At 58.1% G+C, this 14,890-nt stretch carries 17 protein-coding genes and 1 other RNA gene; 6 read left to right on the top strand and 12 right to left on the bottom strand.

What is annotated here, in order from left to right; translation table 11 throughout:
* Positions 1 to 111: 111 nt before the first annotated feature.
* From NOM06_RS14965 to smpB, 9 genes are all read right to left on the bottom strand, one after another.
* Positions 112 to 366 (bottom strand): hypothetical protein, encoded by a 255-nt coding sequence (locus NOM06_RS14965; protein WP_255912143.1) that lies wholly within the window; start codon positions 364 to 366, stop codon positions 112 to 114.
* Positions 363 to 521 carry a hypothetical protein gene (locus NOM06_RS14960; protein ID WP_255912141.1) on the bottom strand — a complete coding sequence of 53 codons (159 nt, stop codon included), beginning with the start codon at positions 519 to 521 and terminating at the stop codon, positions 363 to 365. Before NOM06_RS14960 ends, NOM06_RS14965 begins: the two co-directional genes overlap by 4 nt.
* Positions 518 to 1,129 (bottom strand): ash family protein, encoded by a 612-nt coding sequence (locus NOM06_RS14955; RefSeq protein ID WP_255912140.1) that lies wholly within the window; start codon positions 1,127 to 1,129, stop codon positions 518 to 520. Before NOM06_RS14955 ends, NOM06_RS14960 begins: the two co-directional genes overlap by 4 nt.
* A 10-nt stretch (positions 1,130 to 1,139) precedes the next feature.
* Positions 1,140 to 1,490, bottom strand: coding sequence for a helix-turn-helix domain-containing protein (locus NOM06_RS14950; RefSeq protein WP_255912139.1), 351 nt, complete (start codon positions 1,488 to 1,490; stop codon positions 1,140 to 1,142).
* 9 nt (positions 1,491 to 1,499) lie between these two features.
* Positions 1,500 to 1,718: an AlpA family transcriptional regulator gene (locus tag NOM06_RS14945; RefSeq protein WP_026457192.1), complete on the bottom strand. Its 219-nt coding sequence runs from the start codon at positions 1,716 to 1,718 to the stop codon at positions 1,500 to 1,502.
* Between the two features lie 111 nt (positions 1,719 to 1,829).
* Positions 1,830 to 2,681 (bottom strand): hypothetical protein, encoded by an 852-nt coding sequence (locus tag NOM06_RS14940; RefSeq protein ID WP_082791869.1) that lies wholly within the window; start codon positions 2,679 to 2,681, stop codon positions 1,830 to 1,832.
* Positions 2,682 to 2,794: 113 nt separating this feature from the next.
* Positions 2,795 to 4,045 carry an integrase domain-containing protein gene (locus NOM06_RS14935; RefSeq protein ID WP_255912138.1) on the bottom strand — a complete coding sequence of 417 codons (1,251 nt, stop codon included), beginning with the start codon at positions 4,043 to 4,045 and terminating at the stop codon, positions 2,795 to 2,797.
* 180 nt (positions 4,046 to 4,225) lie between these two features.
* Positions 4,226 to 4,585, bottom strand: a transfer-messenger RNA (tmRNA) gene (gene ssrA / locus NOM06_RS14930).
* 166 nt (positions 4,586 to 4,751) lie between these two features.
* Positions 4,752 to 5,240, bottom strand: a complete 489-nt coding sequence (smpB, locus tag NOM06_RS14925; RefSeq protein WP_005334498.1) for an SsrA-binding protein SmpB — start codon at positions 5,238 to 5,240, stop codon at positions 4,752 to 4,754.
* A gap of 169 nt (positions 5,241 to 5,409) precedes the next feature.
* On the opposite strand from smpB, the gene NOM06_RS14920 reads away from it, so the two are divergent.
* Together NOM06_RS14920 and NOM06_RS14915 are read left to right on the top strand one after the other, a co-directional pair.
* Positions 5,410 to 5,844: an SRPBCC family protein gene (locus NOM06_RS14920; RefSeq protein ID WP_005334496.1), complete on the top strand. Its 435-nt coding sequence runs from the start codon at positions 5,410 to 5,412 to the stop codon at positions 5,842 to 5,844.
* Positions 5,837 to 6,184, top strand: coding sequence for an RnfH family protein (locus tag NOM06_RS14915; RefSeq protein ID WP_019446547.1), 348 nt, complete (start codon positions 5,837 to 5,839; stop codon positions 6,182 to 6,184). The genes NOM06_RS14920 and NOM06_RS14915 overlap by 8 nt, the downstream gene beginning before the upstream one ends.
* 81 nt (positions 6,185 to 6,265) lie before the next feature.
* Here the strand turns inward: NOM06_RS14915 and NOM06_RS14910 are convergent, their stop codons facing one another.
* Together NOM06_RS14910 and fadE are read right to left on the bottom strand one after the other, a co-directional pair.
* A complete protein-coding gene (locus tag NOM06_RS14910; protein ID WP_164537244.1) occupies positions 6,266 to 7,540 on the bottom strand; it encodes an amidohydrolase in 1,275 nt (424 codons plus the stop codon).
* 179 nt (positions 7,541 to 7,719) lie between these two features.
* A complete protein-coding gene (gene fadE / locus NOM06_RS14905; protein ID WP_255912137.1) occupies positions 7,720 to 10,176 on the bottom strand; it encodes an acyl-CoA dehydrogenase FadE in 2,457 nt (818 codons plus the stop codon).
* A 256-nt stretch (positions 10,177 to 10,432) separates the two neighbouring features.
* Between fadE and lpcA the strand changes: the two genes are divergently transcribed.
* The 3 genes from lpcA to NOM06_RS14890 all read left to right on the top strand — a co-directional run bounded on the left by lpcA (position 10,433) and on the right by NOM06_RS14890 (position 12,612).
* A complete protein-coding gene (lpcA, locus tag NOM06_RS14900; RefSeq protein WP_005334485.1) occupies positions 10,433 to 11,011 on the top strand; it encodes a D-sedoheptulose 7-phosphate isomerase in 579 nt (192 codons plus the stop codon).
* Between the two features lie 164 nt (positions 11,012 to 11,175).
* On the top strand, positions 11,176 to 11,985 hold the full coding sequence (locus tag NOM06_RS14895; RefSeq protein WP_236562085.1) for a class II glutamine amidotransferase: 810 nt from the start codon (positions 11,176 to 11,178) through the stop codon (positions 11,983 to 11,985).
* A 291-nt stretch (positions 11,986 to 12,276) separates the two neighbouring features.
* Positions 12,277 to 12,612: an Hpt domain-containing protein gene (locus NOM06_RS14890; RefSeq protein WP_005353511.1), complete on the top strand. Its 336-nt coding sequence runs from the start codon at positions 12,277 to 12,279 to the stop codon at positions 12,610 to 12,612.
* 39 nt (positions 12,613 to 12,651) lie between these two features.
* Here the strand turns inward: NOM06_RS14890 and yvcK are convergent, their stop codons facing one another.
* Positions 12,652 to 13,566, bottom strand: coding sequence for a uridine diphosphate-N-acetylglucosamine-binding protein YvcK (gene yvcK, locus NOM06_RS14885; protein ID WP_201941316.1), 915 nt, complete (start codon positions 13,564 to 13,566; stop codon positions 12,652 to 12,654).
* Positions 13,567 to 13,679: 113 nt separating this feature from the next.
* On the opposite strand from yvcK, the gene NOM06_RS14880 reads away from it, so the two are divergent.
* Positions 13,680 to 14,864 (top strand): FIST signal transduction protein, encoded by a 1,185-nt coding sequence (locus tag NOM06_RS14880; RefSeq protein WP_107685081.1) that lies wholly within the window; start codon positions 13,680 to 13,682, stop codon positions 14,862 to 14,864.
* The last annotated feature ends 26 nt before the right edge of the window (positions 14,865 to 14,890 follow it).

Here is a 14,890-nt window from a genome sequence, read left to right as displayed (position 1 = left end):
GTTGGGCCTTCATCAGTCGGTGAAACAACACCTGCAGCACCGCTAACCGCACCGGAACCCGGTACAGCTCGCGCCAGATGCGGCGGCGCAGGGCATCTATCCGCCGTTCGCTCAAAGGTCACCCCCGGTCAGTACCGCCACCAGCTCATTGAATGCCTGCTCAGTCAGTCCCGCTTTCAGCTCGCGGGCTTGCTTGGCGGTCACCACCACGGCGGCCCCTCGGGTTCGCTCAATGAACTTGTCTCGATCAGAGCGCCAGCTAAACGCGCTCAAGCTGCCCGCCTGTGAACGCTTGCCGGTGTGCGGCTTGATGGGGTCAACAAAGGCTGGCTCGCTGCCGTGCGCAGCCCATGCGAAGTAGATCATTGCAGTGCCTCCCTGCGGATCCCCGCCTCCAGGTAGAGGGCATCGAGCAGGTGGCCATAGCGGTGGCACTCTTGCGGACTCAGATCGGTTTCTTCCAGCAACATGGCCAGTTGTGCCAGCAGCTCAGCCAGACGGGGGGAGTGGGTCGGGTTCATGCGGGCACCTCCCCAGACGGACGGCGGCTGACAAACACCAACGGCAAACCGGCCAGGGCGGCGCGGGCTCCTGCTTCGGTGTCAGCCGCGGTGGAAATGGTGCGGATACGGCTCAGGTCTGCCAGCCGGCAGGCGCTGGGGGCGATTAGGAAAGTGAATACTTTGGATGTAGCAGGGGTGGGGACAGTAGCCATAGTGGCAGCCTCCTTCTTTAGCAGTTTGTTACTGCCACAGAAAGACGCCAATCTTCTGGTGGCAGCCCGGACGAGGTTGGCGTAACTGGTAAAGAAGGAAACCAGCGCCTCTTTCGAGGCCCTCGCCCGAACCGCCATAACACTGTAGAGGCTGCCGACCACGTAGGCCAGCTGCGCCCCAAGGAATGAGGTACGAGTACCGACAAAAAACCACGCAAGAGCGTGGGTCGGCTCCAACTTTAAATTCGAGACGCCAATCTCGGCAACGGATTTTGCCGGTGCGGGAAGAATCGTACCCTCTTGGCTGTTAACGGGCAAGCCAATCGCAAAATTTGGCTGCAGTCGCTTATTTGACGGTCTATCTGATAGCAGAGCTTGGCCCTGGGCAATGCTCCCATAGTGTGCGTTTTGCATGCTGTATTCCTTAAGCGGCTGGAGGTAGATCATCCCTGGAGAAGTCGGGATGCGGCCATTCAGGGTGCTTCAGCACATAAAGAGCTACTTTGCGTCGCTCACTCCCACGGAACATGACCACATCCTGGATCAGTGTTTCAATGTTGAAACCTCGCTCACGAAGTTCATGGATGCGGCTTGCTGCTTCCGGTATCGCATAATCCGCTGTCAGGCTTAAGCTCAAGGTGGGGCCTTGGCGCAATATGCTCAATACCTGTGCTCGTTGTCCGCTGACTATCGGAGCTGTATGCAGGGTGCTATGCTGTTGATGCTCAAACTGGGTCGTGCCGTTCTTCTTGGTGCGGCCTTTTTCTTTTTTCATGCCTGCCCCCTAAGCTGCTACGTTGCGAGCGGCTACACGCTCAGCCATCCAGGCATCAATCTCAGCCTCGATAAATGCCACAGAGCGACCGCTCCCCAAGCGAACTGTTTTGGGGAACTGGCCCTGAGCCATCATGTCGTAAATACTGGATTTGCTCAGGCCGGTTTTATTGATGGCCTCCCGCACTCGAATAAAGCGAAGTGCGGGGGCGGTGATGTGTTGCTCCATGTTTGTCCTCATCGTTCGTTTGGTTTCGATGGGGTCATTGGAGCACGTAGAGGAGGGATTTCGATGTCGGGTAATCCTAACTCAACGTTGAGTAGTATTACCCTACAGTGGTTATTTGCCTTTGCGGGGCCTTCCAGTTGTCATGGCCGAGCTGAGAAGGCGTTCAACAGTGTCAGATGACAACGGGCACGAATTTTCATCAAATAGACCATGTTCATGAATGATTATTTTTGCTGCCCAATCTACGGCCGTATCGTCCGGTTCATCCCGCCAAGCTGGATTTAGCTTTGTGTGGATGGCTGCAGCCAACACTCGTTCTCGATTAGCGGCATGATACTCAGCTACTGGGTGGGAATTCTGAGTTTTATGGTTTGATCGCCCGGTCTGCAAAAATGCGTTTTTGGGAATTGGCATGCCTGACTCAATATGCTTTTTCAGCAATACCAAGTCTCGTCTAATTAGCCATACTTGGTTTGGTTCAATTGGCGCTTCATCTTCACTGCTTTCCACAACGATGCTGACGAAGTTACAACCATAATCAAAACCTGTAGGCAGAAGGCTCCACTCGCTCAGATACGCTTTTCGCTCAAGAAGCATGTGCTCAAATACGCTCTTATCCAGTGACCAAAGACCATCAGCAATAGTAGTTGGAGAGTCGTGAGTGCCATATCTTCTGGTTAGTTTTGCATTGCAACCGATGCTGGCTGGTTGGGGGTGAATGCCGCTGGTCTCATCAGGATAGAAAAGTAAATCAAGCTGCTCGTCATATTCATCTTCACCTTCAACAATCGAGTTGTCTTTTACGAATACAGGGTAAGCAGGTACTGCAGATAGCCAAGCTGAGCCCTCGATCGCACCGATAGAGCACCAATGGAGAATATCCTCAACTTCACATCCTAACAGGCGTGCCGCTCTATCAATCCGGCAATACTCCAGTGGTAATAATGGGTTGTCTTTGCTCATTCTCGCATTACCTTTTCACGTAGAACCTGATGTTGATCTCGGGTCAGACTGGCTAGGTTTTCCCGTATTTCGATTGGCCGATCTAGGCCCGGCAGTTCGGGAACGGGTGGCCGTCAGTCGCCCACCACCCTCAATGCCTTAAAGCCACTCGCTAAAGAGAGGTTCCCCTGGCTGGCCTGCTCGATGTGGTCACTCCACCAGCCCATCATGATCACCCGCTGTTCGAAGTAGTCCGACCGGTTATAGGCGCGGCGGATCTCGTTGTCGTCGGCATGGGATAGCGCCGCCTCGATGGCATCAGGGTTGAAGCCCTGTTCATTGAGAGTCGTGCTGCCCAGTGAGCGCAGGCCGTGGGCTACTAACCGTCCACCGTACCCCAGCCGTTTCAGGGCTGCATTGGCGCTCTGGTCGTTGATATGGCCCAGTGGGTCTTGCCGTCCCGGAAATACAAAGGGGCGGTGGCCGCTGATTGGTCGCATCCGCTCAAGCAGGGAAAGAGCTTGCGGAGTGAGTGGCACGCGGTGTGGACGATCCATCTTCATCCGTTCGGCTGGGATGTTCCACACATTGGCTTCGAAGTCGATTTCATCCCAGCGAGTACCAGCCGACTCGCCAGGGCGTACCAAGGTATGAAGGCTCCATTCAATTTGGCAGCGGGTTGTCTGGTCTAGCCGCCCATTGGCAATGTCAGCCATCAGTAACGGCAACTCATCTGGTGTGAGAGTGGGCATGTGTTTTTTGTTGGGTTTCTTGAACACCTTGCGGATCGCTGAGCAGGGATTTGCATCGAGCAGGCCATGGTTAACGCTGTAATCGAGGATCTCGTTTATGCGTTGGCATAGGCGACGTACCGTCTCGAGTTTGCCATCAGCTTCAATGGGGCGAAGAATCTCAATGACCCTAGGGGCTCGGATCTGATGGATGGGCATAGAACCGATGAATGGCAGCACATACATCTCAAGGGAACGCCAGGAGTCGGCGGCATAGGCCTCTGTCACATCATGACGTTTCAGGTCCAGCCACTTAGCTGCCATGAATTCAAAGGTGTTGGTACTGACCTCTTGTTCTGCTTGAGCAATGGCTATTTGTTCTTGTTGGTGAAGTTGGGGATCAATGCCATCGGCCAGTAGAGCACGAGCTTCTTGCCGGCGCTCTCGGGCTGCGGCCAAAGTCACATCGGGGTAGGGGCCAAAACCAATATTTGCTCGCTTTTTATTACCCGGGCGATAGTAGTTAAAGATCCATAGCCTTGCGCCATTCGGTTTAACCCTCAAGTACAACCCGTCACCATCGCCTAGGTTGTACTCCTTGGCTTCCGGTTTAGCGACCCTCAGTTTTGAGTCGGTCAACTTGTCTCTACTCATGTTGTTACCCCCACCAGAAGTAACACCAAAAACGGTGTTACCAGAGTCTTGTTACTGCAGATGTTACTCTTTAGGCTGGATTTAGGCGAATGCCTTGGACTGCTGAGGACAACAAAAAACCCGCAAAGCCTTACGCTGTGCGGGTTTCTGTACTTCTTCGTTCCCGGCCGGAACATTGTTTGGTGGAGCTGGGGGGATTTGAACCCCCGTCCAAAATTACTACATCCTTGGCACTACATGCTTAGTCACTCTTTACATTCGCCAACCCGCTGCGGAGAGACACGCCACGAATTGACTAGCTCGATTGGTTTTAATGTTTCCGCCCCGAGCAGGACTTCCACACGATCCTGTGAAGGATGACCTTCCGATTCCCTAGGACACAGGCAAGCTAGGGTAGAAGGGCTCTATGCAGGTTATTAAGCTGCTAGTGCGTAGTTTTCGTCGTTTGCGACTATTTTTTTGCGGTTTATTAACGAGGCCTACCGCACCTCGGCATGCACCTTGGGTTTCGTGAATCTTGTCGAATCCAGAATCAGCCCCAAGTTGTTAATTGCGATTGTACGCAAAAATGCTGTCATAGCAAGGCGTTGATACCCATTCCCTCTGGCAACCAGTCTGTTTGCCGATTTATTGTACGCAGCTGAGCTTGAAGGGCCAGCTGCGCCGGGGGAAGGTGAACCGGCGTCCTGATCCTGCCAGTCGCAGGTTAGCCGCGATGCTTGTTCTTCATGATGCGGGCTTTTTCCCGATCCCATTCGCGGGCCTTGGTATCTTCGCGCTTGTCGTGCTCTTTCTTGCCCTTAACCAGGCCGATCTCGACCTTGACCCAGCACTGTTTCCAGTAGAGGGCGAGGGGAACTATGGTGTAGCCCTGACGGGCGATCAGGCTTTCGAGCTTGTCGAGTTCACGACGGCTCAGCAGCAGTTTGCGGGTGCGGGTCGGGTCACATACCACATGGCTGGAGGCCGCTTGCAGTGGCAGGAAGCTGGAGCCGAACAGATAGGCCTCGCCATCGCGGAAGATGACATAGGCTTCGCTGATGTTGGCCTTGCCCGCCCGCAGGGATTTGACTTCCCACCCTTGCAGGGACAGACCCGCTTCGATCTTCTCTTCGATGAAGTATTCGTGGCGCGCGGTTCTGTTGAGTGCAATGGTGCTGGACCCGGCTTTGTTTTTACTGTTTTTTTTGCTCATGACGGGCGATTTCCGGCAATGACTAGGAGGCTCGTATTATACGTAGGCAGGGGCGGCTGTAAAACGCGCAGCAGGTCAAGTGGTGGCTTTCTGAGCGGTTTGGCTGAGGTTTTACCTCCACAACCCCAAACATGGTGATAAAATCGCGCCGATTGGATGAGGAAAAGCCATGCCCCGAATTACGCGCAGTGCCCTGGTGATGTTCAGTGCAGAACAGATGTTCAAGTTGGTTAACGATGTGGATGCCTATCCGCAGTTTTTGCCCGGCTGTGTCGGCAGCCGTGTCCACGAGGCTGGCGATGACTACATGATGGCGTCGGTCGATGTGGCCAAGGCGGGGATTGCCAAGACCTTTACTACCCGCAATCAGCTGGATGTGAACCGTCAGATCAGGATGGAGCTGGTGGATGGCCCGTTCCGCAAGCTGGCGGGCTGGTGGACCTTTACCCCACTCGATGTGGATGCCTGCAAGGTGGAGTTCGATCTCGATTTCGAGTTTACCTCCAAGCTCATCGAGGTGGCCTTTGGTCAGGTATTCCGCGATCTGGTGAGCTCCATGGTCTCCGCCTTCTCCAACCGGGCGAAGGAGGTCTACGGTGTCTGACCAGCTCAATATCGAGGTTGTCTATGCCTTGCCGCAGCAGCAGACGGTGATTGCCCTGCGGGTGGCGCCCGAGACCTGCGTGCAGGCGGCCATCGAGCAGTCCGGCATCGTGCAAAAACACCCCGAGATCGATCTGGCGGTCAACAAGTTCGGCATCTACAGCCGCCCGGTGAAAGGGAGCGAGCCGCTGCACGACGGGGATCGTATAGAGATCTACCGCCCGCTCATCGCCGATCCCCGCGAGATGCGCAAAAAGCGGGCCGAGAAGGCCAAAGAAGAGGGGAGAGCCGATAGCGTGACCGGTGGTCGCCCCGATGTGCATCGCAAGCACCGCGAGTAGCGCTCAGGTTTTTCTTGCAGAAAAAAGGCGCCGAGGCGCCTTTTTTTGATCCCGTTAGCCGGTGAGCTTGCCGAGGGGATATCAAGAGAGGGCTGCTTCTGCCACACCCAGTCGTGCACGGGCCCAGGCGGCCAGTAGCTCTACCCCGCTTTGCATCACCCGCTCATCGAAATCGAATTCGTTGTGATGGTGCGGCGCCGCCAGATCGGCCCCCAGGATGAGGTAAGCCGCTTCGCCCCCCTGCTTTTGCACCCGCTCCATCAGAAAACCGGCATCTTCGCTGGCGCCAAAGCGGCGAGTCTGGATGGTGGCGAGCCCCTGCTTGCGGGCCAGCGCCGCCAGCTCGGCCTGCAGTGCCGGGCTGTTGTCGAGGGCAATGGCCTCACCCTGCTTGATGATGCGATAGGTGACACCGTGGGCGAGGGCAGTACCTTCGACGATGCGCTGTACCTGACTGAACATGTAGTCGTTGAGCGTGCTATCGGCGCCGCGGGTTTCACCGCGCAGCTCGGCATGATCGGGGATGACGTTGCGGCCGCTGCCAGCGTGAAGCTGGCCGACGTTGATGCGGGTCATGCCATCGCGGTGGCGGGGAATGCCGAGCATGGCGGTGGTGGCCATGCAGGCGGCGGCCAGCGCATTGCTGCCAGCATTGGGCTCGAGCCCGGCGTGAGCAGCGGTGCCCATAAAGTGGACGTCGAACTTGGTGGAGCAGAGAAATTCGGTGGGGTTGATCACCAGCTCGCCGCTGCCAGCGTGAATACCGATATGGAGCGAGAGCAGGGCATCCACGTCATCGAGTGCGCCACCGGCAGCTAGCGCCTTGCCACCGCGGCACCCCTCTTCGGCGGGTTGGAAGAAGAGCTTGATGCGACCGCACAACTGCTCTTTCATCGCCATCAACTGGCTGGCCAGCCCCATGCCGATGGCGGTGTGGCCATCGTGAGCGCAGGCGTGCATCCACCCCTTGTTGTGGGAGGCAAAACCCTCTTGCTGCGGTTGGTGCTGTTCGGCGTCGGACTCTTCCACTTCCACCGCATCGATGTCGAAGCGAAAGGCCAGGGTCGGGCCGGGACGGCCGGTATCCAGCTCTCCCATCAGGCCTGTGACATCGCCGATCCGCTCCAGCCAGTCGGGATGGGCTCCCTGACGGCGGGCACGGGCCTTCTCGGCCGTCACATCCACATCACGGCCCATCATCAGATTGCTGGCCAGCAGCTTGTCGCCGAGCACGATGCGATAACCTAGCTCGTTCAGGTGGTGGGCAATCAGGCTGGTGGTGCGAAACTCTTTCCAGGCGGCTTCCGGCAGGCGGTGCAGGTCGCGGCGCCACAGGATCAGGTGCTCAAGGGTCATCTTGGCTTCCTTGGTGATTCGATGTGTCGGCTATTGTGCCTTTTTTCCCGGCTGACCACACGGGGCCAGCAGCTGGTCGGGGGAGCTGTGCGTGCGAGTGGTGACTGTTCGGGCCGTGAATAGTGGTGAGCGCCCATAAAAAACGCCTCCACAAGGGAGGCGTTGTCGATAGCTGGTTATCAGGCCGCGTGATGGTAAGCGGAGGCTTCAAACAGCTTCTTGTTGGCCACCAGATCGATGGGGTCAAAATCATCGACGTTGATGGTGCGCAGGCGACTCACTTCGGCGCGGCGCAGCAGCTCCGCTTCGCTCTGGGTCAGGACGCCAGCGGCCAGGCCAATGTCGGCCACCTTGTCCAGCGCCATGAAGGGGCGCTTGATGCCATCAGCCTTGCAGACTTTCTCGAACAGCGGCTCGGCGGCCAGCACGTCATCGAGCGCCTGCTCCAGCAGGCCGAAGGGGTTGCCCTCTTCGCGGGTCAGATACTGACCTTTGGCCAGACGGCTGCGGGTTTCGCTCGGGGTTTGCAGCAGACGGGCAACCTGTTGGTCCAGCTTGTCGCACGGACGGTTCAGGTCGCGACCCAGCGGCAGTACTACGGCACGCATGGCCAGACCAATCCAGCGGTTCGGGAAGTTGCGCAGCAGCTCGTCGATCGCCTCTTGTGCCTTGAACATGGCATCTTGCAGTGCCCAGTGCAGCAGCGGCAGGTCGGCCTGCTGGCGTCCCTCGTCCTGATAGCGCTTGAGGGCGCTGGAGGCCAGATAGAGCTGGCTCAGCACGTCGCCAAGGCGGGCGGAGACCCGCTCCTTGCGCTTGAGCTCGCCACCCAGGGTGCCCATCGCCATGTCTGACAGGAACGCCAGGTTGGCCGAGAGGCGGGAGAGCTGCTGGTAGTAGCCCTTGGTCTGGTCCTTGTAAGGGGCCGCGGCAAAGCGGGCGCCGGTGATACCGAGCCAGAAGCTGCGTACCAGGTTGCTGATGGCAAAGCCGACGTGGCTGAATACCGCCTTGTCGAAATCTTTCAGCGCCTGCTCCTTGTCGGGATGGCTAGCGGCCAGCATCTCCGGCAGTACATACGGGTGGCAGCGGATAGCGCCCTGACCATAGATGATCATGCTGCGGGTCAGGATGTTGGCCCCTTCCACCGTAACGGCGATGGGCGCACCCTGATAGCCGCGGGCCAGATAGTTGTTGGGGCCCATGCAGATGGCCTTGCCGCCGTGGATGTCCATGGCATCGATGATGCACTTCTGGGCACGGTCGGTGAGGTGGTATTTGACGATGGCGGAGATGACTGACGGCTTCTCGCCAAGGTCGATACCGGTCACGGTCAGGTTGGCTGCGGCGCCCATGATGTAGGCGTTGCCGCCGATGCGGGCCAGCGGCTCTTCAATCCCTTCCATCTTGCCGATGGGCAGTTTGAACTGGCGACGGATGCGGCTATATGCGCCGCTTGCCAGGGCCAGCATCTTGACGCCGCCAGTGCTGTTGGAGGGCAAGGTGATGCCGCGACCGACCGACAGACACTCGACCAGCATGCGCCAGCCCTGACCGGCCATGGCCGGGCCACCGATGATGAAATCGAGCGGGACGAACACATCCTTGCCCTGGGTCGGGCCGTTCTGGAACGGCACGTTGAGCGGGAAGTGGCGACGGCCGATGCCGACCCCCTTGATGTGAGTGGGAATGAGGGCGCAGGTGATGCCGAGCTCTTCCTCTTCGCCCAGCAGGTGTTCCGGATCACGCAGTTTGAAGGCGAGACCCAGCACGGTAGCAATAGGGGCGAGCGTGATGTAGCGCTTGTTCCAGGTGAGGCGCATACCGAGCACCTCTTTGCCTTCCCACTCGCCCTTGCAGACGATACCGAAGTCGGGGATGGAACCTGCGTCCGAACCTGCCTCCGGGCTGGTCAGGGCGAAGCAGGGGATCTCTTTACCCACCGCCAGGCGGGGCAGGTAGTAATCTTTCTGTTCGTCAGTGCCGTAGTGTTGCAGCAGTTCGCCCGGGCCCAGCGAGTTGGGTACGCCGACGGTGGAGGCGAGCACGGCGCTGGCGCCGCACAGTTTTTGCAGGACGCAGGACTGGGCGTAGGCCGAGAACTCCAGACCGCCATATTTCTTCTTGATGATCATGGCGAAGAACTTGTTGTCCTTCAGGTATTGCCACACCTCGGGGGATAGATCCGCGCGCTCGTGGGTCACTTCCCAGTCGCTCACCATGCGGCACACTTCCTCGACCGGGCCATCCATAAAGGCCTGCTCTTCGGCCGAGAGGGTGCTGACCGGAATGGCGTGCAATTTTTTCCAGTCCGGGTTGCCCGCGAACAGGTCGGCTTCCCACCAGGTGGTGCCCGCTTCAATCGCCTCTTTCTCGGTGCGGGACATCTCCGGCATGATCGATTTGTAGATCTTGAACAGCGGCTTGGTTATTTGATTGCGGCGAAATTCCACCAGATTGAGCGGGATGGCGATCACCGCGAACAGCGCCCATACCAGCAAGGGCACATGACCATAGATGGCCCCAAGCACCAGGGCGGCGCCGGTGACCAGGGTGGAGATGAACAGGGATGCCCGGCGATAGGCCAGGGCTCCGATAACCAGGATCACCCCGAGCAGAGTGAGGGTCGTCGTCATTGCTTGCTCCTTGCGTGTATAAATGTGCCAACGTGGTGTAACTCATCCAGAGGTCTGACCTGTTGGATATGGCCCCTGTTGTAATTCATACGCACAAAGTTATCAAGCTGTTTACATCTTCATTACCTTCTCTCTGTGATCCCCATAACGCTCACGCGCCGCAAGCGCTGTGGCTCGCAGGGGGGCGACTGTGCGATTCGCTTGTGCGAGAATAGCCGCGATCTACACGCACACTAAAAACAGTGGAAGAGACATCATGTACCAAGAATTGATCCGCAATGAACTGACCGAAGCAGCCAGCGTGCTGCAGGCCTTCCTGGCTGATGAGCAGAACCTGAAAAACATCGAAGCGGCCGCCAAACTGCTGGCTGACTCTTTCAAGGAAGAGGGCAAGGTGCTCTCTTGTGGCAACGGTGGCTCCCACTGTGACGCCATGCACTTCGCCGAAGAGCTGACCGGTCGTTACCGCGAGAACCGCCCGGGTTATGCCGGTATCGCCATCTCCGATCCGAGCCACCTCTCCTGCGTCTCCAACGACTTTGGCTATGACTATGTCTTCTCCCGTTACGTAGAAGCGGTTGGCCGTCGTGGCGACGTGCTGCTTGGCATCTCCACCAGCGGCAACTCCGGCAATATCCTGAAAGCCATCGAGGCTGCCCGCGCCAAAGGGATGAAAGTGATCGCCCTGACCGGTAAGGATGGCGGCAAGATGGCGGGTCTGGCGGATGTCGAGATCCGCGTGCCGCACTTTGGCTATGCCGACCGTATTCAGGAAGTGCACATCAAGGTGATCCACATCCTGATCCAGCTGGTCGAAAAAGAGATGGCCAAGTAATCAGGCCATCGTCACCAGACAAGGGCAACGCCGGTAACATGGTTCGCCATCGGCCGGTTGTTGCCAGTCACAGGGGAAGGGATTGCGCCTTCCCCTGCTGTCTGTCGAACCAGCGAGCTGGTCGAACATGACACAAGCCAAATCATGAAAGGAGTCTGCCGGATATGTGCGAACTGCTCGGCATGAGTGCCAATGTGCCGACCGATATCTGCTTCAGCTTTACCGGGTTGATGCTGCGCGGCGGCAAGACCGGGCCCCACAAGGATGGCTGGGGGATCACCTTCTACGAGGGGAAGGGCTTTCGCACCTTCAAGGATCCCGAGCCCAGCGCCCAATCTCCCATCGCCAGACTGGTACAGGCGCTGCCCATCAAGAGCTGCGCCGTGGTCAGCCACATTCGGCAGGCCAACCGTGGCTGTGTGTCACTGGAAAATACCCACCCCTTTACCCGTGAGCTGTGGGGCCGTTACTGGACCTTCGCCCACAACGGTCAGCTGACCGGCTACAAGAAGCTGCCAACCGGCCGCCACCGGCCGGTGGGGGATACCGACAGCGAGCACGCCTTCTGCTGGCTGCTCGATCGGCTGGAGCAAAAATATCCCAAGCGTCCAGCCAACTTTCCCGCCATGTTTCGCTATCTCGCCACCTTGTGTGACGAGCTCAGAGCGTTCGGGGTATTCAACATGCTGCTCTCGGACGGGGAGTATGTGATGAGCTACTGCACCAACAACCTGCACTGGCTGACCCGCTGTGCGCCCTTTGGCGAGGCGAGCCTGCTGGATGAGGAGGTGGTGATCGACTTTCAAAGGGAGACCACCCCCAACGATGTGGTCACCCTGATCACTACCCGTCCGCTGACCGGCAATGAGAATTGGGTCAAAATGGCGCCCGGCGAATTCAATCTGTTTCGCATGGGGGAGCGGGTGGCGACCAATCAGGTTGCGCTTGAGCAAGATAAAAAAATACCAGGGTAGATACCTACCCTGGTTCTTCGCAGCAGCCATAAAAGGCAAAAGGGATGAGAGGTGTTGCTGAGCATCATCACTCTGACGGCATTGAGTGTTGATCAATTGTTAATTTGTGGCAATCAAGTTGTTGTCTTTAGGGGCGTTTGAGCATCGCTATTTCGATACTGATCACATTTTTTGCCACTTTATTCCCTGAGCCATCCAATCGGGTGCTTCATCACTGCCTGGCCGTGAGCCACGACATCGAAAACTATCTATAGTATGGTCTGTTTGAATACCGTTCAGGAGGAGCCTCGCATGGAGTGGGTGGATCGCAAGGTGTTGCAGCAGCTGGCAGAGGATATCGGTCCGGATATGCTGCCCGTGGTCATCGCAGTCTTTATTGAAGAGGTGGGCGAGCAGCTGAGTCAGCTCAGACCCCTCTATGAACAGGGAGAGTGGGAGGCGCTGGCTCGGGTAGCGCACAGCATGAAATCATCCTGTGGCAGCTACGGCGCCATGCCGAGCTATCAGCAGGTGATGGCGTTGGAGATGGCCAGCAAGCAGGCCGATGTGGCCGAGGCAGAGCGCCAGTTGCAACTGCTGGAGGCCTCCTTGCCTCAGGTACTCGCGTTTCTTGCCGATTATCAGTAACGGCGCCATGCAGGGGGGCCGGGGCGCCGTGACCGTTGCCTAACGCTGGTTGAGAAGTTGCTGGATGATCCGGTCCAGCGCCAGTTTCAGCTTCAACCGATCGTGCCGATGGGGCAGCTCAAGCTCGCCCAGCTCGGCTTCGATCACTCGCCCTTGCCAGTCCCCCGCATCACCCGCGCCTTGTGGGGCCAGGATGGCATCCAGCCGACCCTGACCGACCCGGGATTCCAGCCAGCGACACTGACTCATCAGATCCAGCTGACTGGCAGGGCCGTTTTCCGCCACCAGATTGCAGACGAAAACCAGCATGGCGCTGCTCTCGTTGATGGCCTGGGCGATCTCGGCCAGCAGCAGTGGTGGCATGATGGAAGTGAGAAAACTGCCCGGCCCCAGAATGATCATGTCCGCCTGTTGCAGTGCCAGCACCGCTTCCCGGGTCGCTTGCACCTCCGGCATCAGGCCGAGGGATAGAGGCGGTGTTGCCAGTTGATCGATTGATACCTCTCCCAGGATCTGGGTGCCACACACCATATGGGCGCAGAGATCGGTGGGAAATTCAGACATGGGTAGCAATTGTGACTCGATTTTGAGCATGTCACTGATCAGCTTGATAGCATCAAGAGGACGGACACAGAGATTATCGAGCGCCAGCAGCATCAGGTTGCCAAGGTTGTGGCCCGCCAGCTCGCCTTTGCCGGCAAAGCGGTACTCGAACAACAGGCTGCCGATGCTGGGATCGGTCACCAGCTGGTTCAGGCAGTTGCGCAGATCGCCCCAGGCGATGCACTCCTGACTCTTGCGCAGGCGTCCGGTCGAGCCACCATCATCTGTGGTGGCGACGATGCCGGTGAGCCGTTGACCGAGAAACGAGAGGGACGAAAGCACTCGTCCCATGCCATGGCCACCACCGATGGCAACGACCCGATCGAAGTCATTGATGTTTTTTTGCCACATATGGGCGTCCTGTTATTGGTCTCAGTTGACCGCTATGTTAGCAAGCGAAGCGAGATAATTGTTTGATAAAGGTATGATTTTTGCTTGAGGCTGCCATTCGATAAAACAAGGAGATGGTGTTGAAATTTCTGACCGTTCACTCCCTCGCCCAGAATTCATCGCTGGCGGCCCAAGATATCTGCGCGCAGCTGCGCCACCATGCCGATCAGGCCCCCTCCCTGCTGTTACTCTATTTTACCCAAGCCCATGAGGGGGCGATACTGCGCGACGCGCTCAAACGCCAGTTCCCGACGACCCGCCTGCTTGGGTGCAGCTCTTGCGGTGGTGTCATGACCGAGATGGGACACCACGCCCGAGACGGATATGGGCTGGCCGTTGCTGCTCTGTACGATGAGAAAGGGGCATTCGGGGTAGCCGGTGCCAGCGGTGACGGGGTGGATGTGCGGCAGTTGCTGCGCCGAGCCATGAGCGACTGTGGTCGGCCGGGCGAGCTGCCCCAGTTGATCCTGTTTCATGCCAGTCCCGGCAAGGAAGAGGGGCTGCTGGCCGGTATCGAGGCCGAACTCGGTGCCTCGGTGCCGGTGGTCGGTGGATCCGCGGCAGATAGCAGCGTCAGCGGTGACTGGCAACTCTGCTGGGATGAGGCGGTGAGTCAGGATGGCATCGGTCTGGCGGTGCTCTATCCCGATTGCCAGCTGGCCTTTCAGTTTCATTCGGGCTATGTGCCTGCCGAATTCAGCGGCGAGATCACCGCCTGCAACGGGCGGGAGGTACTCACCATCGATCACCAACCTGCCGCCGAGGTCTATGCCCGCTGGTGCGGGCGCGAGCAGCCCTGGCCGGTGGGGGCGATTTTGCGGGAGACCACGCTCACCCCGCTGGCCCGTCAGGTGGGAGCGCTGGATGGCATTCCTTACTACAAACTTTCCCATCCTGAAGCTGTGACCGAACAGGGCGGGCTGCGGCTCTTTACCGATGTGGTGCAAGGAGAGCGTCTGCTGTTGATGTACAGCAGTCAGGAAGGGTTGCTGCAGCGCAGCCTCAATGCCATGCGTATCGAGCCAGGGTATGGGGTCGACGTGGAATTGCAGCCCATCGGCGCGCTCATCATCTTTTGTGCTGGTTGCCGTTTGGCGCTAGGTGATATGTTGTGCCAATTTGTCGAGCAGAGCCAGGCTCGCCTCGGCAAGATCCCCTTTATCACCCCCTTTACCTTCGGCGAGCAGGGGCGGCTGCCCAATGGCGAGCTGGCCCACGGCAACCTGATGGTATCGAGCGTGATTTTCCTGACCCGTTGAGTCGGCAGAACATAACAGAGCAGGCA

The sequence above is a fragment of the Aeromonas sp. JL9 genome, from assembly GCF_024436075.1.
Taxonomy (GTDB): Bacteria; Pseudomonadota; Gammaproteobacteria; order Enterobacterales; family Aeromonadaceae; genus Aeromonas; species Aeromonas veronii.
This window is presented reverse-complemented; position numbering and strand designations above follow the sequence as displayed.

Coding starts and splice junctions, on each gene's coding strand:
- NOM06_RS14965 (WP_255912143.1), bottom strand. CDS start 366: ATGATCTACTTCGCATGGGCTGCGCACGGCAGCGAGCCAGCCTTTGTT.
- NOM06_RS14950 (WP_255912139.1), bottom strand. CDS start 1,490: ATGAAAAAAGAAAAAGGCCGCACCAAGAAGAACGGCACGACCCAGTTT.
- NOM06_RS14910 (WP_164537244.1), bottom strand. CDS start 7,540: ATGACCCTTGAGCACCTGATCCTGTGGCGCCGCGACCTGCACCGCCTG.
- NOM06_RS14880 (WP_107685081.1), top strand. CDS start 13,680: ATGGTGTTGAAATTTCTGACCGTTCACTCCCTCGCCCAGAATTCATCG.
- NOM06_RS14890 (WP_005353511.1), top strand. CDS start 12,277: ATGGAGTGGGTGGATCGCAAGGTGTTGCAGCAGCTGGCAGAGGATATC.
- NOM06_RS14945 (WP_026457192.1), bottom strand. CDS start 1,718: ATGGAGCAACACATCACCGCCCCCGCACTTCGCTTTATTCGAGTGCGG.
- fadE (WP_255912137.1), bottom strand. CDS start 10,176: ATGACGACGACCCTCACTCTGCTCGGGGTGATCCTGGTTATCGGAGCC.
- smpB (WP_005334498.1), bottom strand. CDS start 5,240: ATGAGCAAAAAAAACAGTAAAAACAAAGCCGGGTCCAGCACCATTGCA.
- NOM06_RS14955 (WP_255912140.1), bottom strand. CDS start 1,129: ATGCAAAACGCACACTATGGGAGCATTGCCCAGGGCCAAGCTCTGCTA.
- NOM06_RS14940 (WP_082791869.1), bottom strand. CDS start 2,681: ATGAGCAAAGACAACCCATTATTACCACTGGAGTATTGCCGGATTGAT.
- NOM06_RS14960 (WP_255912141.1), bottom strand. CDS start 521: ATGAACCCGACCCACTCCCCCCGTCTGGCTGAGCTGCTGGCACAACTG.
- NOM06_RS14920 (WP_005334496.1), top strand. CDS start 5,410: ATGCCCCGAATTACGCGCAGTGCCCTGGTGATGTTCAGTGCAGAACAG.
- lpcA (WP_005334485.1), top strand. CDS start 10,433: ATGTACCAAGAATTGATCCGCAATGAACTGACCGAAGCAGCCAGCGTG.
- NOM06_RS14935 (WP_255912138.1), bottom strand. CDS start 4,045: ATGAGTAGAGACAAGTTGACCGACTCAAAACTGAGGGTCGCTAAACCG.
- NOM06_RS14895 (WP_236562085.1), top strand. CDS start 11,176: ATGTGCGAACTGCTCGGCATGAGTGCCAATGTGCCGACCGATATCTGC.
- yvcK (WP_201941316.1), bottom strand. CDS start 13,566: ATGTGGCAAAAAAACATCAATGACTTCGATCGGGTCGTTGCCATCGGT.